Source organism: Spirosoma fluviale (genome assembly GCF_900230225.1).
GTDB classification, from domain to species: domain Bacteria; phylum Bacteroidota; class Bacteroidia; order Cytophagales; family Spirosomataceae; genus Spirosoma; species Spirosoma fluviale.
In genome coordinates this window covers 533,413-554,279 of record NZ_OCNH01000003.1, presented here as the reverse complement: position 1 = coordinate 554,279, position 20,867 = coordinate 533,413, and the positions used below count along the sequence as shown (strand labels likewise).

The following is a 20,867-nucleotide window of genomic DNA, read 5'->3' as shown; positions in this document are numbered from 1 at the left end:
CCAAAAACTGCTTTCTATGACTATCGGAGTTGACTTAGGCGGAACCAATGTGCGCGTTGGTCTGGTCGATAATGGTATACTTATTCGCCAGCGAAGCATGGCGCTGGAACAAAAAGACTCCCTTTCGGCTACTCTGGCGCAGCTTATCGCGCTTATCCAGCCCTTCGCGGATGATTCGGTAAATAGTATCGGCATTGGGGTGCCATCGGTGGTGGATATCGACCGGGGGATTGTCTATAATGTTGCCAACATTCCCTCGTGGGAGGAAGTGGCCCTGCGCGATATTCTGGAAAAAGAGTTCGATCTTCCCGTTTTCGTGAATAACGATGTAAACTGTTTTATCCTCGGCGAGCATCAGTTCGGGCTGGCCAAAGGCTACCGATCGGCGGTAGGTATGTCCATCGGAACGGGGCTGGGGTCAGGCATTATCATCGACAATCAGTTGTATGCGGGCAGCAACTGCGGGGCGGGCGAAATCGGGCTGCTGCCGTACCTCGACAAAAATATCGAGTCGTATGCGGCTACGCAGTTTTTCGAGTCCGTTCACGGCACAACGGCGCTGGAGACCAGTCTGGCGGCTACCCTTGGGGATAAAACCGCGCTGAAACTCTGGGCTGATTTCGGCAAACATTTCGGTGTGGCCGTAAAAGCGGTGCTTTATACCTATGATCCCGACGTGATTGTGCTGGGCGGCTCCATTGCCAAAGCGTACTCATTTTTCCGGGAAACGATGTACGAAAGCATGGCCGACTTTGCGTATCCGGTAACGCTCCGTCGGCTACAGATTTTTCAGTCCCAGAACGAGAATATTGCCCTGTTGGGCGCGGCTGCGCTGGTGCGCCAACTGGTATAAAATCCGCGATTCCTCTTCCAAAAAACTATGAAACGAAACTCGCTGCTGGTTGTCCTGATTCTGTTGATCTTCTTTGTCATTTCCTTTCTGACCAATATTCTCGGGCCAATCATCCCCGATCTGGTCGACAGTTTCCAGCTAAGTATCGGGTTGGCGGGTTTTCTGCCGTTCGCTTTTTTTGTCGCTTATGGCGTGTCCATGCCGTCGGGTATTCTGGTGGAGAAATACCATGAGAAACCGGTGTTGATCGGGGCTTTTTTTCTGGCGTTGCTGGGGGCGCTGTTCTTTGCGCTGATTCCCCATTTTTCGGTGGCGCTGGTTTCGCTATTTTCCATTGGCATGGGCATGGCGATGTTGCAGGTAGCCATCAACCCCTTGCTCCGGGTGGCCGGGGGCGAAGAACACTTCGCGTTCAATTCGGTACTGGCGCAGCTTTTTACCGGTGCGGCTTCTTTCTTAAGCCCCCTGCTGTACAGTTACTTTGTCCGCACCGTACATACCAATGATCCCTCTTTCCTCATTCAGTTACTCAACCGGCTGGTGCCGCTGCATTTGGAGTGGGTATCGTTGTACTGGGTCTTCGCCGTCATTACCCTACTCATGATCGTGGTGGTGGGCCTGATCAAATTCCCGGCGGTGGTTCTGCGCGACGACGAACGGATTGAGGTGGGCGGTACGCTTCGGGAGCTGCTGCGTAACCGAACAGTTCTCCTCTTTTTCGCTGGTATTTTTGCGTATGTCGGCACGGAGCAGGGTATTGCCAACTGGATGTCGAAGTTTCTGCAACTGTATCATGGCGTCGATCCGGCCACTGCGGGCGCTACGGCCGTGGCTTATTTCTGGGGGCTGATGACCGTTGGCTGTGTGCTGGGGTTAGTGCTGCTTAAATTTACCGATAGCCGAAAAGTACTGATCATCTTCACCCTGGGAGCCATGCTGATGCTGGTCGTTGGTCTGTTTGGCCCCAAAGCGTGGGCGCTTTTTGCCTTACCGGCTACCGGTTTCTTTGCGTCGGTGATGTGGTCGATCATTTTTTCGCTGGCCCTGAATTCGGTACCTCATCACCATGGCACCTTTTCCGGTATCTTGTGTACCGGCATCGTCGGGGGTGCGCTGACCCCGCTCCTCATCGGTGGAGTGGCCGAACTGGTGGGCTTGCGCTGGTCTATGCTGCTCATGCTCATCACGCTGGGTTACATTGTCAGTATCGGATTCTGGGCCAAACCGCTGGTCAGTAATGCGACGATTAAGCGAAAGGCTGAATCGGTAAAGGAAACCGCAGGAAGTTGAATAGAGCACGCTAAGTCATGTTGTATTTTGATTGATGTATCGGACCGCATCTTGCTGTCCAGCCGTCAGGCTAATTTGTATATACTGCTGTTTAAAAAATTAGCCTGACGGCTGGACAGCAAGATGCGGTCCGATACATCAATCAGTTTAGTAAGGACTTAACTCCACACTCCCCTCCCCCATGCACAAGATAATTCTGCTAATCGACTTTTCGGAAGAGTACAGCAAGAGTCTGCTGAAAGGCATCACCAAATATTCGCGGGAACACGGCCCCTGGGTATTTTGCCGGATGCCGCTTTTTCACCGGGAAACGATGGGTATCGACGGCATCCTCGACTGGGCGCGGGAGTGGGAGGCCGACGGTATTGTAGGACAGTTGTACAATGACGTCAGTGTGGAAAAGATCGTGCAGGCGGGGATTCCCGTCATTGCGCAGGACTTTAAAGAGCGTTTTACCGATATTCCCAACATCACCGGGGCCTACCGCGAAACGGGGGCGATGGGTGCCGATTACTTTCTAAAAAAGGGGTTCCAGCACTTTGCCTTTTATGGCTTCAGCAACATCGTCTGGTCGCGGGAGCGGGCCGAAGGGTTTGAGGAACGGGTGACGCGAGCGGGGTATCAGGTCACGTATTTTGAACACGAAAAAGCCCGTTCCAGCGAACTGTGGTACTACAAACCCAGCTCACTGAGCGAATGGCTGGCTTCATTACCCAAACCCATTGCCATCATGACCTGCGACGACCGGCTTGGGCAGCACATTACGGAGGCCTGTCGGCATTCGGGTATCCGTATCCCCGAAGAGGTGGCCGTGCTGGGTGTCGACAATGATGAGATGTTCTGCGAACTCTCCGACCCGCCCCTGTCCAGCATTACCCTCGATGCCGAGAAAGGGGGCTATGATGCCGCCCACCTCCTCGACCGGCTGATCCGCAAAGAAATAACCCAGGGCTACGACATCGTGGTTGAACCAACGCAGGTCATCACCCGCCAATCGACCGACATCTACGCCACTCCCGACGAGTACATTGCCGTGTCGCTGAAATACATCCACCAGAACATCGACAAGAACCTACAGGTCGACGATGTCGTGAAGCAGGTGCCCCTATCGAGACGGTCGCTCGAAATGCGTTTCCAGCAGGTGATCGGCTATCCAATCTACAAGTACATCCAGAATTTACGCATCGAGAAATTCGCCAAAAAACTGCTCGAAACCGATCAGGCGGTGTTCGAGATTGCCATGGATTTAGGGCTCAACGACACCAAGAACATTGCCCGTCAGTTCAAGCAGATCAAAGGCTGTACGCCCCTCAAATACCGGCATCGGTACCTGGCCGGGAAGTAGCGGGCGCGGGGCATTCATTACCGTCTGTCAACAATAAAAAAAATCATCAAACTCCTCTTTTCAGCTTCTGAGTAACCGTCAAAAAAGGGTATTTTTCCCATTCTTAAATACATATAAAATTTATAGGTTTATCACAAAAAAGCAGACTATTTCTTACTAAGAATACACCTAACCCCCTGATAGTCTTAAGTTTCTGTAAGCATACCAAAAGTAATGTACACAATTTTATCAATTGACGGCGGGGGTATCCGAGGCATTATTCCCGGACAAATCATTGTAACACTCGAAGCCAAATTAGCTGCCCGAGTTAACCAAATACCCTCGTTAAAGTTGGCCTATCCGGATGGGGTTAGGCTGGCGGATTTTTTTGACTTTTTTGCCGGAACGTCAACGGGAGGCATTCTTACCAGTCTTTACTTATGCCCGGACAATAAGCAACGACCGCGTTTTACGGCTCAGAATGCAGTGGATCTTTACCTGGAATATGGTGATGACATCTTTGAGATATCCGTCTGGAAAAAGGTTGCTTCCGGCGACGGTGTGCTGGATGAGAAGCATGATGCTACACAACTGGAACGAATACTAAAACGCTATTTCGGCAACACAAAACTCAGTGAGCTACTCAGGCCATGTTTGATTACGTCCTACGATATCCGTAAACGCAGAACGCACTTCTTCAATAAGAATGACGCAGGTGCGCTGGGAAAATCACATGACTTCCTGGTTCGGGATGTATGCCGGGCAACTTCTGCGGCTCCTACTTACTTTGAAACAGCCCTTATTCATTCGCTTGATGATGTTAGTTACCCGCTCATTGACGGTGGCGTATTTGCCAACAATCCGGCCTTGTGCGCCTACTCGGAGGTACGCAACATGAAGCCCGAACTAACGGCAAAAGACATGCTCATCGTATCGCTGGGTACGGGCAGCGAAAACGAACCGTACTCATACAACGTAGCACGCAACTGGGGCTCCATTGGCTGGGTACGGCCCGTTATTGACATTATGATGTCGGGAGCCGCTGAAGTTACTGATTACCACCTCTCCAAGATGTATTCAGCCATAAAAAGAGAAGAGCAGTACATGCGTTTCCAACCCGCTGATCTCAGAGATGCCGATATGGCCATGGATAATGCACAGCCAAAAAATCTGAGGGCTCTTCTGGAAGTTGGCAAAACGACAGCTACTACCTGTAATAAAGAACTGGACCAGCTGGCAGACATGCTGATTAGCAATAAACAGAATGATTTGTCTGCTCCTTAAGTCAACTGACAACACGTTACATTATCTGGCTTTACCCTGTATACACTCTACTTCTCAGATACCATGATGCCTGCCAAACATGAGACACCCGTGGATAAAGCTATACCTGAAGCACAAGAGATAAACCCTCGTTTGCTCACTAAAGCCGGGAAGGCAACGCGGAATATTATCGGTACTTTTCTTTTTGTGGGATGGCTTACCTTATTTGTCCTCGGTTTAAGTCTGGACTCGACAACGTTTAGGGCTTGCATCATTCCTGCCGACAGGATAGACTGGTATTATCTCACCCTTTACGCCGTCAGCCTAACGCCAACAAACGTTGCTTTATTGGCGTCATTGGCAGGAGCGTTGGGCGGAATCGCCAGTAATTTAGCCGCCAGTAATAAGTTTTCTATCATTAACCCGGCTTCGCTTAGTCCTAACTCGACCGATTTTCAGAGCTATCTGTACATGACCGAAAGCCCTTTGGTTTCGCTTCTCCGTGGCTTTATCACCTTCATGATCTTTATTGCCGGGTCGTACCTGACGAACTTTACGAGCTCAATCGATACCAATAACGCGGGTGAGTTTACAGGGTTGACGGCGTCTTCGTACACCCGATTTGCCGTAACGGTATCGCTGCTTGCTTATATGGCTGGCTATGACCCGTCCCGCATACAAAGTTTACTCAAGAGCTTCAATCTGACAAAGAAAGAGAGCGAACCGACTGTTATTCAAGCCGATGTCCATAGTATCAAGGTTACTGACACCCACCTTGTTGCCAACACTGACAGATCTCCCCAGAATATTCTGCAACCAAAATCAATGTAGTGTCCTTAAACTCTTCTCTTAATTCACCCGTTTGCCTCCCAGCGCGCTCTTGTACTGCTCCAAACAGGTATTGAGGGGCTTCCCCCTGGTGTGAATACAGTCGCAGAACTCGTGGCATGCCTTTGGGTTACGGCTATTCGCACGTTGCCTTACGCAATCCGGAAACGTGTTGCGGGGTTTGATGTCATAAACGTTTGTTACGAACAACCCTACCAGAAAAACCGTTGTAGCCACCCCGGCGAAGAACCGTTTGGGAAACGTACTCATTAGACTTTTCAGTGCGGGCGCGGGCAGAGCCTCCGGAGGTGTTGAGTGATTGAACGGAAAAATGAATTTCAATTTGTCATAATCCCAGCAAAGCAGGTACAAATTTGCCAGTACCATTAAGGGCGACGATAGCAACGACCCGTCAAATCGCACCGAAAACGACAGGATCGTAATGTTCAGAATGATGGGAAAATAGAGGAGCGCACCCAGCGTTGCCGTGCGTGGTATCAGCAACAGAACAGCCGCCATCATCTGGGCAACACCTATAACGGTATAATAATACCCGGTATGGTAAAGCGCTTCCAGATAATGGCCCATCGGGTGATTATTGGATAAATTGGTAAACCGCTCCCCCGCAATTTTCACGTAGCCCGCCGGTAAAAACCCCATCGCCAGTGCCACGCGGTTGAAAACCGCAAAATACCGCATCCACCGATTTTGCTTTACCCGAGCATGAAGCCGGTCGAGCGTAGTCGCTATATTCATGATCTTTGCCGTGCTAACCCTGTTTCCAACTTTTATTTAAAGCTAAAAAGCAGCGGGAACAGGAAGACGACAATGGCACTCCACGCACTGTAAATAGGCAGAAAGAAAGCCATTGACCGGCCCACCAGCGAGAGATTTGTTTTGCGGGTCATAGCCCCAAAGAGTCGTACGCTTACATACAACAGATGACTGAGCATCAGGACGTTCGCCCCCAGTACGGCAGCCCGGTTGGGTGTTAGGCCCCATTCGGCAATCCGGAACAGCACCGCCGACAAAGCAATGCCATTCACCACGACCGTTACTACCGATAACAGGAAGAGAATGAGAATCTGGGCGGGCTTTTTACTGGCTGACGTAGCCTCGGCTACCGAAAAGAAAATAAGGGCCATCACGCCGATCAGCAGCGCATTGTACAGCAACAGAAAATCGCGGTCATGGTACGGGTCTTTCCCCGAGAAAACCGTAGCGGTCAGATAAACGACCAGCATCACCAGCGCCACCGGGCTGAACAGGTTCGCGATGACCGGAGCGACTTTGTTGACCAGCGCGGGTTGGGCCTGGGTAAGAAAAGTGGCTACCATAGGCACCGCAGCCAGTCCGCAAATTACGATGTAGTTGAAGTAGAACGTTTCGATCTTCCAGCCACTCAGGGCGAACAAGTTGATGGTAAGTGCCGTCGTTAGTCCGCCCGCTATCAGCAGAAGGGCCGTTACAACTGCCAGCTCGCCGTTATACCGCAGAAAGCCCAGCCAGTTCACCTCACCTTTCAGCTTTCCTCCGCCAAACGTAAAGCCCAGCAGAGACCACAGCCACAGGGGCAAGTGAAGACAGGACAGGATCAGCGTGTTGCTCGTTGGATTTTTAGGAAGAAAGTTGATGAACACAATGGCGAACAGGGTAAGTCCCCCTAGCCACGCGCCCGTTTTCCAGGAAATTTTGTTTTTCCAGGCAAAGTAGGCGATCAACAGCGGGAACACGATGAAGCCCACATTGCGGGAATAAAACAACTCCTGATCCAGCGATAACAGTTTGGGGAGTTGGGCTAGCAGCGCGGCCAACCCGGACGCTGTTACGACAAAAAGCCGTTCAGTGGGCGTGCCCCAGAGCAGATCATCGGGGCTGTAGTTGAGTCGCTGGTACCATCCCTCCGCCAGCGGGTTGTCCTGTAGGTTTGGGTAAAGGGCGTTAAAAGCCGCTTTGAAGGTTGTTTTGTTGGTCCAGTACAACTTTTCCAGTTGCCGGGGATTGTTCAGGTTGGACAGAATCTCGTCGCGCATAAAAAGAGAGTGGATTAAAAGTACTTTGTATTACAAAGCTAACAATCTTTTTTAGCACTCAATAGATACAGGCATAAATAGTTCGGGGGTCGAGTTTTACGGCAACATATAAACTTAATAATCAGTACTATACGGCGATCAATCCTATAAAATTTTTAGTCGCATAGCGATGAAATGTTTGTAGCAATAAATCGTCATAGCCTTAATTGGCGTGCCGTAGGTACGCAACAATCGCTATAAGTCGCTTACCTACGGCACGTCCGTTGGCTCAGGGGAGAACCTTGACTATAAACATCTCGTCGCTACGCGACTACATTGCACCAGTGCGCAAACTACGTCCAAAGAACCAGGCGGCTCCATTTACTCACCTCCTTTTTCCTTCAGCAGCCAGATGTCGGAAATGCGGGAATTTTGCCGCCAGTTCAGGTGCGACTCTTCCGGCTGATCGAACGTGACACTGATGCGACCGTCCTGCGTGGCCGACAGCGGCACAATCCATTCTTTCACGGTATCGGCCTCCCGGTTGTAGACCGTTGGTTCGAGTCGCTGACCATCAACGCGCAACAGGGCTTCGCCAAACCCCACCACCCGAACAACATACCGGGCACCGGGATCGAGATTTTCGTAGGTGAGCGACGGGCTCCGCTGGTAGGTTTGCGACGATAGTCGGGCACGACTGCGGCCATCCTGCCACCAGGCAATATCGGTGGCATCGTCGGAGATGGTTTTTACGCGCGGCCCTTTACTCACGCTCGACACATCGTCGTAAAAACTGCCCTTGCCGGGGTTTTCCCAGACGCTGATTTCCCGCAAACGATTTAGCTGTCCGGCCTTCGTTTGCAGGGATTTGACCTTAACAAACTCATCGGCCAGCCACCAGCGGTTGTTGAGTGGATAATCGACAAAATCCAACAAACAGCCGCGTTCGTAACCTTTTGCTTTGTACTTGGGCACGCTGGTTTGCAAGCCAACGGAGGTAAACAAATCGGCGCACAGGGTTTCGATCCGGTTGCGCAACTCGGGCAAGACGGGATTTTTATCCGCCTGATTCACCACATCCAGCGCCTGACTCATAGCCATTTCGGGTGCGGTGATGTCGGCGCTGGCGAGCAACTGATTAGCCTGCTTTTCAAGGCTCTGCTCATACAGCAAACGTCTGCGGGTATACGCATCGTAAGTTGCCCGAAGCAGGAACAGTTGCCACCGCCAGTTACTTGCGAGTGCTGGTTGATCGGCTTCCAGCTTTTTCCAGAAGGCGAAGGTAGCTTCTACCCCACCGTTTTCGGCCAGTGGCCCCTGCCAGTTTTGTTCAAGAGCCGCAATGCCATTGGCGGTTGCGGCATCCAGTGTCGGGCCAAAGAAAAAACGGCCATAATCGGCTAGTATTTCGTTGACATCGGCCTCCGGATTCCAGCCACGCATACTCCACACGACCTTATTCACATCGTCATGACAGCCATCGGAATACGACACGAAGCCGTCGGTAAAGGGGGCTGCCGCTGTCTGCGCTTTGGCGAAGAAATACGGGCGCGGGTTGGCCGCTTCCCGGCCCAGCGTCAGCGCATAGGCCTGATCCCAGCGCTCGACCGGGTATTCGCAACGGACGTTATGGGTAATGTCGGGGTACTGCCGAAGCTGGTATTTCTTCGGGAGCCGGAAGCGGGTTTCGGCGAGCGACGGGCTCCCCGGTCCGTGAACCAGACCCGCCAGCCAGTCGGGTTTTTGCTGCACGAGGTACCCGTAGAAATAATCGACCTGCTCAACGCTGAACCCCTGTAACGAGAGCCATATTTTGGCCTTCGGGTGGTATTTTGTCAGGCGCGTGTGCAGGTCTTTCAGGAAAGGCATCACCTCCCGGGGGTGATTATCGCCCGGATCGCCCCCCGGCACAAAGATGTGGTCGAGCCGGGGACAGGCTTTGTAAAAAGCCTCGTGCAGTGCGAGTTCGGCGGTTCGTTTGGCCGCGTCGGTCAGCGCAAACGTGGCGGGTGTCCACACCCAGTAATCGAGGTCGTATTTCTGGCATATCTCGCTCATTTTGACCCGCATTTCCGGTGCAGGCAGCTTAAAATGAGGGCTTGGCTTTTCGTCTTCGTGAAACGGAATGCCCTCGATGGCGTTGGTACCAAAAATAGCCAGTTCCCGAATGTACTGGTCGAACTGCGCCACCGACCACGCATCGTAGGAATTAGCCGTTGACCGATACCCCAGTTGATGCCCCCGGATGGGGTAAGCGGGTGCAGTAGCGATGTTGGCGGGTGCGGCCAGTTCGAGCCGCTTTCGATCCATGGTAAGGTTTCGCAGGAGCCATCCCGTACCGTATAAAATACCACGGGCGTCGGCGCCAATGATCCAGAGCGTGGTGCCTTTGGGTGTTACATCGCTGACAACGCGAAACCCTTCCGGCAGTGCCTCCGGGCGCTGTTTTTCTGAATTTACTGGCACCGAAACACCTTGTAAATCGGTATCGCTCGCCAGCGCAAACGCTACACAAACGGGGTTCGTTTTTGGCCAGACGGTTACGCTTTTCAGGGTTGTGCCGGTTCGTTTGGCAATCTCCTCCGTCAGCATTTGGGGAGCCGTTACGCGCATGGGTGCCGGAATTGAGGGCGATACGAGCACAACCGCCCGTTGTAGATTAATAGGCTGCGCCAACAGTAAGCCCGATCCGGCAACAGTCAGAAGTGTAAGGAAAAAGAGTCGGGAAACAAGACGGGTTAGGTACATACGGTGGGCGGGGAAACGGGACAGGCTAATTACTAACGGCGTGTTGAACCTTGCGAATGGCTTCGGCAAAGGACTCCATGTCGGTGCGTGACCCCAGCATGGCCTGCTGAAAAATCCACACGGCTTCGTCGGTGCAGGCGCGTTCGGCAACCGGGCAGGTCACATTCGTATAATCGACGGTGTCGGGCAGGGCGTAGCAGAGCCAGTTTTTTTGCTGAAAAACGGGCTGCTTGTACAACGGATGCGGATACCCCGCCGAACAGGGAACGCCTTCTGCCGCCAGCATCGCCACAAACTCCTGCTTGGACACCTGACCGAATTTGGTCTTATCGTACCGGAAAATATAGAGATGATACGGGTGAATCAGCTCCTCTCCTCCCCGGCTCAGCGGGGTAACTCCCTCTACATCGGCCAGTAGGCTATCCAAATAAAGCCCGTTTTCGTTGCGGATGTGTGTCTGTTCCTCCAGCCGCTCCAGCTGTTTACTGAGCAAAACGGCCTGTAGCTGCGTAATTCGGTAGTTACAACCCGGATTGAAATGGTCGTACCATTGTCCGCCCGGCAGTCGCCCCACGTTCCGCATAGAGTTCATGGTTCGGTACAGGTCGTCGTCGCTGGTAATGACCATGCCGCCTTCGCCCGAGGTCAGGTTTTTGGACGACTGAAAGCTGAAACTGCCCGCATCGCCAATAGACCCGAGTTTTCGGCCCTGGAACTCCCCACCATGCGCGTGGGCCGCATCTTCAATGACCCGCAAATTGTGTCGGCGGGCAATATCCAGGATAGCGTCCATGTGGCAGGGCAAACCAGCAAAATGAACCGGAATGATCACTTTGGTCCGTTCCGTAATGGCGGCCTCAATGGCAACAGGGTCCAGGTTATAGGTATCGGGCTGAATATCGACGAAAACGGGAACGCAGTTGACCTCCAGCACCACAGAAGCCGTGGCAATGAATGTATAGGGCGGAACAATGACTTCATCGCCGGGTCGTACGCCACAGGCAATCAGCGCCAAACGCAGGGACACCGACCCATTGACGCAGCTTATGGCGTATTTACTGCCGCAATACCGGGCAAACTGCTGTTCGAATTCCGCAACGGCCCCGGCGCAGTCCGGATTGCCCCATTGCCCGCTCCGCACCAGTTCGGCGACGGCCTGTACATCCTGCTCATCGTAAATGGGCCATGGGAAGGTGGTCTTGACGGCTTTCTCGCCACCCTGTATGGCTAATGCTGTTTTAGTCACGTTATTGGTTAGTGGTTAGTAGTGACTGGTTAATGGTTATTAGCTAGTGAGTTATTAGTTATTGAGTTACTGATTGATTTTGAATGGTATAGCCAACGTCCCAAACCAATAACTTTATAACCAATAACTAATACGCCAACAGGCCCGATTCAGGCTATTGGCCAATCAATTCGCTTTATTTCTAGTCGAAAACCCCAGTGCAGTTTATCAAGTGAATAAAAATCCGTTTCTACTATTGGGCATAACCGATGGCAGCCCGCAAAGTCAGGACATCGCAACGACTCAGTTACTACTGACCGGCGGTCTTGATTTTCTATACTGGCGAGCCCCCGCCGATAGCGCCGGACTGACCCAACTTCCAACCGTCTTTCAGCCATCAATACTGCTCCCGGCTTCACAAGGGAGCGCTGTACCGGCATCGTTTCGCTGGCATCTGAAAGACGCCGATCGCTGGTCTGCGACCTTCGCCGACGGTCTCCCTTTTTCGACCAGCATTCATTCCCTCAGCGAGTGGCCACGGCTAGCCGGACAGGTTGAGCTGGTGCTTTACAGTCCACTTTTTCCGAGCATCAGTAAACCGGGCTATGGGCCGTCGAGCAGTCTGGTGGTTACCGCACAGGAAGTGTCGGCAATTCGGCAACAGCACAGAGCCTTACCCCTGTTGATTGGGCTGGGTGGCATACAGGCGGAGAATGTAGCCCTCGTTCGTGGGGCCGGTTTTGATGGGGCCGCGCTGATGGGCGCACTCTGGCAAGTCGCAGATGCGGTCGATGCACTCCGGCAAATACAGGAAGTACTTTCCCGCTAAAGGCGCTTGAGAGCGTTCAAGCCGCCCTGCAAGTTGAGCACGTTCCGATACCCTTTTTCCCGCAAAAAGGCTACGGCTTTCCGGCTTCGCGCCCCCGACTGGCAGTGGATAATAACCGGCCGATCGCTCGGCACCCGCTCGGGATTTTGGTACAGCTCGGCCAGCGGCAATAACTGCCCACCCAAATTCTCCCGCTCGTACTCATGCGGCTCCCGCACGTCGATCAATACAGGGCGGTTGGTCTGGACTAACCAGGCTGATGCCGTTATTTCCGGAACGGGCAGGGCGCAGTCGGCTTCTGACCGGGGGAGCGCTGTGATCAATTTATTGGCCGGATTAGCCGTAAACGAAAAGGTGTTGAAGGAGAGCGTAAGCGCATTGAAAACTAATAGCGTACCACTCAGCAAGTCGCCAACGCCCGTTACCAGCTTAATCACTTCGCTGGCCATCAGGCATCCCGTCAAGCCCGGCAACACGCCCAGCACCCCCACTTCGGCGCAGACAGCAAGGTCGCTGGGTTCGGGGTACAGGCATCGGTATGTGGGACCGTCCGCGTGGTTGAACACACTCACTTGCCCGTCGAATTTGTAAATAGAGCCGAACACCAGCGGTTTCCCAAGCAAAACGCAGGCATCATTGACCAGATAGCGCGTCGCAAAATTATCGGAGCCATCCACCACGATGTCGTAATCCATTAATAAGGACAACGCATTGTCGCGGGTTAAAAAGACCGGATGCGCAATCACCTGACAATATGGATTCTGCCGGGCCAGCAGATTGGCGGCTACCGTTGCTTTTGACTGGCCAATGTGCTCGGGCGAAAAGAGAATCTGCCGCTGCAAATTGCTTTCTTCCACTACGTCGCCGTCGATGATCCCCAGCGTACCGATGCCCGCAGCCGTGAGGTATTGCCCCACCGGGCACCCTAATCCACCCGCCCCGATAAGGGCCACGCGTGCCTGTTTCAATCGTTGCTGCCCGGCCAGCCCAATCTCGGGCAGGCTAATATGGCGGCTGTAGCGATTCAATTCACCATCGGTCATAAGGCAGCGAGCGTTTTATCCCAGTCTTTCCAAACCGGCTGGTATCCCTGTTTGCGAATAACGTCGACCATCTCGGCGGGGCTTCGTTCATCCGAAATGGCAAACTGCTCCAGCGACTGCGGCTCTACGGCATAGCCACCGGGGTTGGTTTTCGACCCGGCACTCAGGCTGGTGACCCCCAATTTGAGAACGTGGTCGCGGAAGCGGGGCGTTTCGCGGGTCGACAGTGAGAGTTCGACCTCCTCGTTGAACAGCCGATAGGCGCAGATCAACTGGACCAAATCCCGATCGGTCATGCAGCGTTCGAAGGATTTGGACGTGATGGTATCATTTTGGAGTAAGTCGATGGGCCGCAAACGCGGGAAGGAGATGCTGTACTTGGTCTGCCAGTATGCTCGTTCGAGGTGGTGCAGGTGAGCCGCCGTGAAAAAGCTGTCCGTACGCCAATCCTCCAGGCCCAGCAACGCGCCCAGGCCCATCTTATGCACGCCCGCTCGACCCAGCCGGTCGGGGGTATCGAGTCGGTAAGCGAAATTTGATTTTTTGCCCTTCGGGTGATGGTTTTTATACGTTTCTTGATGATACGTTTCCTGATACACCAGCACCGTATTAAGCCCTTCAGCAATTAGTTCTTCATACTCGGGCTGGTCGAGCGGCTGCACTTCCATGGAAATATGGGCGAAGTGCGGCTGTAGCAGCCGGATAGCGTTCCGCAGGTAAGGCACCCCAACGGTCTGATTTGCCTCACCCGTCACCAGCAGAACATGATCGTAACCCAGTTGCTTCAGAGCATCGGCCTCGCGCCCTATCTCTGCATCGGTGAGGGTTTTGCGGACAATTTTATTGTCGAGACTGAAAGCACAATAGGTGCAGATATTCTGGCATTCGTTGGACAGATACAGGGGAGCGTACAACTGGATCGTTTTGCCGAACCGTTTCTGCGTTAGCTGGTGACTAAGCTGAGCCATGGGTTCCAGATACGCCTGAGCCGCCGGTGAGATCAGGGCTTTAAAATCATCGAGTGTCCGGCGGGTATTGCCCAGCGCCCGTTCTACCTGACGGGGGGTAACGGCCTGAATATCCCGCTGAACGGTGTTCCAGTCGTGGGCGTCAAACCAGGTTGTTGTACTCATAATTCATCGAGAAAAGCGGTGAGCGGACTACTGGCGTGGGCGGCTACGGAAGGTTGGGCCAGTCGCGCTTCGTAGGCTAACCGACCTGCTTCGACGGCCAGCTTAAAGGCTACGGCCATACGTACCGGGTCGTCCGAAACGGCGATGGCCGTATTGACGAGTACGGCATCGGCCCCCAGTTCCATGGCAGCGGCAGCGTGAGAGGGTGCTCCCAAACCGGCATCCACGACCACCGGCACACGGCTCTGCTCAATGATGATCTCCAGAAAATCAATTGTTCGTAATCCTTTGTTCGTACCGATGGGCGCGCCCAGTGGCATTACGGCCGCCACCCCGACTTCTTCCAGTCGCTTGCACAACACCGGATCGGCATGGATGTAAGGCAAGACCACAAAACCCAGTTTAACCAGTTCTTCAGCGGCTTTCAGCGTTTCGATGGGGTCGGGGAGCAAGTATTTGGGGTCGGGGTGAATTTCCAGTTTGAGCCAGTTCGTTTCCAGTGCTTCACGGGCCATTTGGGCGGCAAAAACGGCTTCCTTGGCCGTGCGCACACCGGATGTATTGGGCAACAGATTGAACTGTGGGTGAGCCAAGTAAGACAGCATATCGTCCTGGCGATTCGTGGTGTCGACCCGTTTGAGGGCCACCGTTACCAGTTCGGTACCCGAGGCCAGCAGGGCGTCTTCCATGAGCTGTGCCGAGCCGAACTTGCCCGTTCCGGTAAACAGGCGCGAGCCAAACGATTTACCGGCAATCATGACCGATTGTGTGTTCATTCGAAAAAAGAAGTTGAAGTCGTTAGTTGACTGAGAAACAGCCGCGTTTGAGCCACCGGGTCGGCCGCCCCCGTAATGGCCGACGACACCGCGACACCATACACGCCCGTTTCCAGCAGGGCGGGCACATCCGCCAAAGTAATCCCGCCAATAGCAATAATGGGCAACGAAATTTGCTGATGCAGCAAAGCCGTTAGAATCCGCCGATACCCTTCCAGACCCAGAATGGGGCTTAGTTCCGCTTTGGTCGTCGTAAACCGAAAAGGCCCCAGCCCCACGTAATTGACACCATCGCGCTGATGCGCCAGTATGGTTTCGAGGGTGTTGGCCGTTCCTCCGATGATAAATTTATCGCCCAGCAGGGCACGTGCTTCCGGGATTGGCATATCCTCCTGACCCAGATGCACGCCATCGGCACCAATGTCGGCGGCCAGCAGCGGGTTGTCATTGAGGATCAGTTTAGCCCTGTACTGTCGGCAAACGGCCAGCGTTTCTAGGGCAATGGCTTTCCAGTCGGCGTACGACCTGTTTTTCAGTCGGAGCTGAATCCAGTCGGCTCCGGCCCGGCAGGTAACCTCGGCCTCTTCGGGGCGGGTTGTTATGTACTGTAGGGGACTAATCGTAGCGTGGCTCATCGTTATCCTCCCTGAGTGGCTTGTAAAATGGTGACTTTCTCGTTGCCCGATAAGGCAAACTGCTCCCAGGCAGCGCGGGGCACAATGGCATTATTGACGGCCACCGCAATACCTTTTTGGTTAGCGATGGCCAGTTGAGTCAGCAGGGCTCCCAGCGATGCGGAGGCTGCGATTTCGACGGATTGATTGTTGACCGTTAGCGTCATAATCGTGCATGGGTTATGCAGAAAAAACAGCTATCGGGGCAACCTGGGGACTAAACGAACGGGGAAATACGTAGAATGACCTTTTGCAGCCCGTGCGGTTTGTTGGCACGAACCGATTGAACAAAGGCCTGTATTCTCGCTTTTCCCTCCGCAGGTATTATCCTGTTCAGGTTCAAAGGGTGATCTCTCAGCCCGGCATGGGCACCCCTAAAGCTTTGCTTTTCAGCAAGGCAAATGTAATCTGGTTTTTGAACAAATCTTCATATATCGACAAACTTTATCGACCTAAAACCACAACCCCGGACCCGATTACAGCGATCTGCTATAATTGGGTCCGGGGTTGCGGGTATTGAGACTACTGTAACGGAAAACCGTATAGTTTACTGCGCTTTAATGATCTTGTAGCGTTTGGATTCTATTCCTGTTCCTATCTGAATCATATACACACCCGGCGCAAATCCGCTGCTTACGCTAATGATCTGTTCCGGTGCCAGATCGTCCCGTTGCAACACCACCCGGCCGTAGCTATCGTACATCAGCAAAGGCAGTTTGGCCGACGGTTGACCCTGCACCTGTACCGTAAACGATTCAGTAAATGGGTTTGGATAATACTTAACCTGCAAGCCATCAAAATCCTGCGGCTCGGTTGCGCCCAAGCGGCTGCCGGGAGCCTGATTGATTACCGAAAAGTTAAGAGTCAATGCCGTACCCGCCGTACCGCCCCCTCCGCTATTCTTGTAAGGCGTAGCCGTTAGCGTATACTGGCCTGTTCCGGGTGTCCAGGGATTGTATCTTCCGCTGTTATCACCAAACAAAGCATAAGGTATTATCGACTCGGTGATGCTGTGGTTCCGGGCACCGGTGAGGTTGAACTTTACACTGCCAACTGTGCCGGGATTGGTATTGGCCCGAATGCTGATGTTACGCGTAGGCAGTGTGGCCAGGTTAATTTGCTCACCGGAAGTAAGTACTTTAATCTCCTCCAGATTATCAGCATTCATCAAACTCATACTCACCACGGCCTGTTGAGCAGCGGCTGCCGGATTGACGGTGAGGCCGAACTCATCGGAAACCTGCCCGCCCCGCCCATCGCTGGCGGTTACTCTGATCGTTAGGGAACCACTGGCATTGGCTACACCACTAAAGGTACGGCCGGTTGCATTAAAGGCTAACCAGCCGGGCAGTGCCGCCCCACTCGACAAACTGGCGGAGTAAGTCAAATTGTCGCCATCAGCATCGGTGAAGCTGCCAGCCGGGAAGGTGTACGTCATACTCTGCCCAACCGCACCAACCTGATCGGCCAGGGGGTTCGACACCACGGGGGCCGACGAGGTAACACTGGTTGTTGCACCGGTGTAAAAACGCAGGCGCTGGATGTCGATGGTTCGCTCGTAGTTTCGGCCCTTGCTCCAGAAGTATAGTCGAACGGTTTTAGGACTCATCAGGTTTCCGCCGTTCTCGAAAGAAGGTACCGTTACGGGCGCATAATTACCATATTTCACGGTTAGCATTCCGCCGGACATGCTTATATCAATGGGATCGGACGTCGTGCCGGTGGAAGTAGCCGGATTAAAAAACTCCGACTGTCCCATAACCTGCCGATTGGCCATCAATCGTACCGGCGTATTGGTCTCACCAAAAAATACCTGGTTGAAAATTCGAGCCAGTACTTTCCCATTGCTGTCCAGCACCTCGAAATAACTACCCCCGGAGTCGGCCTGTTCTGGCGTGCCATTATTGGGATTGGTCCCGTTGAAAGTGATGACGCCTTTCAGACTCCAGCTCGACAGACTGGAGGAAGTGCCCAGATCACGGGTTACCGTATACGTTGCGCCTTCTTTGGAAAAGTTCACGTACAAATCGGGACTGCTGAACCGGTCGTAACTCATGATACTTGTTTTGGCTGTCCATTTATCATTATACGCATTATTGAATTCATTAGCCGGGTTTCGTCTCCATCCGGCGGTATTATCGGCAAGCGTCCCCCGCACTGGCAGGCCACTCAGCAAATCGACGCCCCCTGACTGAGACGGGTCATCACCGTAGCCGTAGCTGCCCAGATCCTGTAAGTTGATGGTTTGCTCCTGAATGGTGTTAAGCCCGTCTATCCGCCACCGGTGTATACCCGACCAGCCTGCTTCTTCGCCGTGGTAAAGGTAAACATTACCATCCGGCCCCTTAATGACCGTACCGTAATACACATTACCGGCCATGCCGGGTACGGGTCCTCCATCGGGTGCTTCAACCCGGGCATCCAGGCCTGTTTTTCCGAAAATACCGACCAGTAGGCCGTTATCGTAGACGTGCTGCCATTTGTTGACCTGGGTATTCTTCCAGAACTCACCGTGGTAATTCCAGAAAATACTGCGCTCAAAAATACTGACGCCCCCACCGCCGTACTCGACGTCGTTGCCCACATCATAGGCTCCGTCAATAGGATACGCTCCCTGATAGTCGACCGATGTAGCATGGGCGGTTTTCCATAACCACTTGTTGTCATTAACCCGAATACCACCCAAATGATATCCACCGCCTTTTTCTCCGTCAATTTTACCGTCATCGAAGGAAACCATCACATTTGAGGTGGTCGTTGCGCCCGTTCGTGACTGCCCGCCCTGCCAGGTGATGGGTTCGCCCCCACTGGCAATGGGTGCCGTAGCATAGGGAGCGGCCGGTCCCCATACGGGATCATTGTTAGCATTGAAACCCGTTAGAGGCCGATTCTGCCAGTCGACCGTACCTACCGTACCGCTGAGGTTGGCAACGGATTGCTTCAGGGAGCCATCGGCACAGAGGTGATAGGTGTACCGGTTGTCTGTATCGAAAACGACACCGGTCATGCGAACGGGTCCCGTGGCGGGCAACTCCACCAGTACCCATTTATTGTCGGTAAAACGACGCAGGAAACCGTACGTTCGCCCGTTGGAGAGGGTCGCTACATCGCGAAAAATATGGGTAATATAGATGTGGTTGATGGTCAGGTTCTCGAAATAGCTGGCCGGAATTGTAGCCCGCCAGTTCTTGACCAGTGTCCATCCCGTGCCTACCGGCTGACTGTAGTCGATGGCAAACTCCAGGTACTGGCCAAACACACGACGCGGGTTATTCTGGTCTACATAACAGCTGTAGTTATTCTGCATGTACTGAATCCGGTCAATGAACGAACGGTTGCCGGAATAATGCTGGGCGCGGTAGTTACCCGAGTCACCCACCCAGAACGAACCATCTTCGTTATACGACAGAAACGTACTGTTAATGCTGCCGCTCACATCCGAAAAGTAGAATTTATCATCTGTCACGTTGGGGTCTACGCTGTAACCTCCTGCCTGACCTAACTGCCAAAGGGCTTCGCCCGTCTGGTTATTGAAAGCCTTCACCTGCTGGCTTCCTCCGCCATCGGCCACCAGTAGGGTATTGTTATCGGGTGAAACCGCCAGTGCCATGGGCGCTTCTATACCAGACAGCATCAGTTGCGGATCGGTCAGGGTGCCATCTGACCGTACGCCGAACTTGCCAACTGTTTTCCCATTGATAACCCACAAATTATCGTCCCGATCTACCGCCAAACCGGCGGCATCGTTAAAGAACAGGTTTTGTATCTGCGCCCCGCTGTTTTTATCAATTACCCGAACCAGGTGGCGGGCCTTGTGCGACACAAACAGAAAGCGCCCCCGTTTCTGCACGGCCAGCCCCGTTATGGTGCCATTGGAGTTGTTGATCACATCGATACAGGAACTGTATGTATCGCCCATGACCATCTTTTGGGGCTGTCCATAGGAAAACTGCCGCTGGGCGTTATCACTGGTATTTGTGCCATAAATGAACCAGTTGTTGCCGTTGTTATAGCCATCATAGCCTGCCCAGTAAACCGTAGTGCCATCGGTAGCAACAAACAAAGTAGCCTGGTCTGTACTGCCTTTGCGGGAAAACTCGATCCGCTGCTGAGGGGTATTTACGTTAAATTTAGCCTGAGACGGGTGGCCCTCCGCATACCCCACTCCATAGTAGACGGCATTACCCGCAGTGGCCATGGACTGAATACGCAGAAAACCCCGCTGAAGCGCATTGCCCTGACTTTTACCGAAGGAGGAGTTGCCAATAACACCCTCCCAGGTATAGGTCACGTTGTTCGAAACCAGTTTGATGTCGTAAGCCGCTAACGGGACCGGCTGTCCCTCATCGTTAAGACCATCCCAGTATTTGGTATATGAGCCAGATGTCATATTGACACCGCTCCAGAGCGTGCGAAGGAGAACACCATCTTTGGTAAACACACCTGCACTGGTGCGCTTATCACCCGAGAGAGTGAACGAAAACGAGACAAGACGTTTGGATTGGGCCTGAGCGGGCTTGAGCGGGCAAAGGGCAACCGAAAGTGAGAAAAAGAGGAAGAGGATTCTACAAACCATTATTTACTTAAATTAAAAATTAGTATACAGTTACGGTTTAATGACCGAAAAATAAATATTTTTTAATAGATGGACGTTATAGACTACGTATATTTATTAGAGTTATTATTAAGGTGCTAATGATCAGTGGATAAGTACAATTCTAAATTGTTTTATTATTTTCTGGAAACCCGTCAATGACAATTTGTTGATATTTGTTTATTAAACGGCATAGACACTACTGACCGATTAATAAATAAACAAAAAGGGTGCTCGGTGAATGATACTTTAAACACTATAATGTAGCGTTTAGA

General features: G+C 52.8%; 16 protein-coding genes and 1 riboswitch. Of the genes, 6 read left to right on the top strand and 10 right to left on the bottom strand.

The window, feature by feature from the left end:
• The first annotated feature begins 16 nt into the window (after nt 1-16).
• From CRO74_RS18520 to CRO74_RS18500, 5 genes are all read left to right on the top strand, one after another.
• Nucleotides 17-853 carry an ROK family protein gene (locus CRO74_RS18520; protein ID WP_097127757.1) on the top strand — a complete coding sequence of 279 codons (837 nt, stop codon included), beginning with the start codon at nt 17-19 and terminating at the stop codon, nt 851-853.
• A gap of 27 nt (nt 854-880) precedes the next feature.
• Nucleotides 881-2,143, top strand: a complete 1,263-nt coding sequence (locus CRO74_RS18515; protein WP_097127755.1) for an MFS transporter — start codon at nt 881-883, stop codon at nt 2,141-2,143.
• 181 nt (nt 2,144-2,324) lie between these two features.
• Nucleotides 2,325-3,488, top strand: a complete 1,164-nt coding sequence (locus CRO74_RS18510) for an AraC family transcriptional regulator (RefSeq protein WP_097127753.1) — start codon at nt 2,325-2,327, stop codon at nt 3,486-3,488.
• A 213-nt stretch (nt 3,489-3,701) separates the two neighbouring features.
• Complete coding sequence (locus tag CRO74_RS18505) at nt 3,702-4,751, top strand: patatin-like phospholipase family protein (RefSeq protein ID WP_097127751.1); 1,050 nt, start codon at nt 3,702-3,704, stop codon at nt 4,749-4,751.
• A gap of 63 nt (nt 4,752-4,814) precedes the next feature.
• Complete coding sequence (locus CRO74_RS18500) at nt 4,815-5,561, top strand: hypothetical protein (RefSeq protein ID WP_097127750.1); 747 nt, start codon at nt 4,815-4,817, stop codon at nt 5,559-5,561.
• Nucleotides 5,562-5,579: 18 nt separating this feature from the next.
• On the opposite strand, the gene CRO74_RS18495 is transcribed toward CRO74_RS18500, so the two are convergent.
• The 4 genes from CRO74_RS18495 to CRO74_RS18480 all read right to left on the bottom strand — a co-directional run bounded on the left by CRO74_RS18495 (nt 5,580) and on the right by CRO74_RS18480 (nt 11,564).
• Nucleotides 5,580-6,314, bottom strand: coding sequence for a hypothetical protein (locus tag CRO74_RS18495; RefSeq protein ID WP_097127748.1), 735 nt, complete (start codon nt 6,312-6,314; stop codon nt 5,580-5,582).
• Between the two features lie 32 nt (nt 6,315-6,346).
• Nucleotides 6,347-7,591, bottom strand: a complete 1,245-nt coding sequence (locus tag CRO74_RS18490) for a hypothetical protein (protein WP_097127747.1) — start codon at nt 7,589-7,591, stop codon at nt 6,347-6,349.
• A 360-nt stretch (nt 7,592-7,951) separates the two neighbouring features.
• A complete protein-coding gene (locus tag CRO74_RS18485) occupies nt 7,952-10,318 on the bottom strand; it encodes a hypothetical protein (RefSeq protein ID WP_097127745.1) in 2,367 nt (788 codons plus the stop codon).
• 25 nt (nt 10,319-10,343) lie between these two features.
• Complete coding sequence (locus tag CRO74_RS18480) at nt 10,344-11,564, bottom strand: DegT/DnrJ/EryC1/StrS family aminotransferase (RefSeq protein WP_097127743.1); 1,221 nt, start codon at nt 11,562-11,564, stop codon at nt 10,344-10,346.
• 211 nt (nt 11,565-11,775) lie between these two features.
• On the opposite strand from CRO74_RS18480, the gene CRO74_RS18475 reads away from it, so the two are divergent.
• A complete protein-coding gene (locus CRO74_RS18475) occupies nt 11,776-12,372 on the top strand; it encodes a thiamine phosphate synthase (protein ID WP_097128676.1) in 597 nt (198 codons plus the stop codon).
• On the opposite strand, the gene moeB is transcribed toward CRO74_RS18475, so the two are convergent.
• The 6 genes from moeB to CRO74_RS18445 form a co-directional block, all read right to left on the bottom strand.
• Nucleotides 12,369-13,415: a molybdopterin-synthase adenylyltransferase MoeB gene (gene moeB, locus CRO74_RS18470; RefSeq protein WP_097127742.1), complete on the bottom strand. Its 1,047-nt coding sequence runs from the start codon at nt 13,413-13,415 to the stop codon at nt 12,369-12,371. The genes CRO74_RS18475 and moeB overlap by 4 nt on opposite strands.
• Nucleotides 13,412-14,548: a 2-iminoacetate synthase ThiH gene (thiH, locus tag CRO74_RS18465; RefSeq protein ID WP_097127740.1), complete on the bottom strand. Its 1,137-nt coding sequence runs from the start codon at nt 14,546-14,548 to the stop codon at nt 13,412-13,414. The genes moeB and thiH overlap by 4 nt, the downstream gene beginning before the upstream one ends.
• Complete coding sequence (locus CRO74_RS18460) at nt 14,545-15,324, bottom strand: thiazole synthase (RefSeq protein WP_097127739.1); 780 nt, start codon at nt 15,322-15,324, stop codon at nt 14,545-14,547. Before CRO74_RS18460 ends, thiH begins: the two co-directional genes overlap by 4 nt.
• Nucleotides 15,321-15,959, bottom strand: coding sequence for a thiamine phosphate synthase (locus CRO74_RS18455; RefSeq protein WP_097127737.1), 639 nt, complete (start codon nt 15,957-15,959; stop codon nt 15,321-15,323). Before CRO74_RS18455 ends, CRO74_RS18460 begins: the two co-directional genes overlap by 4 nt.
• Before the next feature lie 2 nt (nt 15,960-15,961).
• Complete coding sequence (thiS, locus tag CRO74_RS18450) at nt 15,962-16,165, bottom strand: sulfur carrier protein ThiS (RefSeq protein ID WP_097127735.1); 204 nt, start codon at nt 16,163-16,165, stop codon at nt 15,962-15,964.
• A gap of 126 nt (nt 16,166-16,291) precedes the next feature.
• A riboswitch (TPP riboswitch) is annotated at nt 16,292-16,384 on the bottom strand.
• Nucleotides 16,385-16,545: 161 nt separating this feature from the next.
• On the bottom strand, nt 16,546-20,574 hold the full coding sequence (locus CRO74_RS18445) for a putative Ig domain-containing protein (protein ID WP_097127733.1): 4,029 nt from the start codon (nt 20,572-20,574) through the stop codon (nt 16,546-16,548).
• Nucleotides 20,575-20,867: the final 293 nt, after the last annotated feature.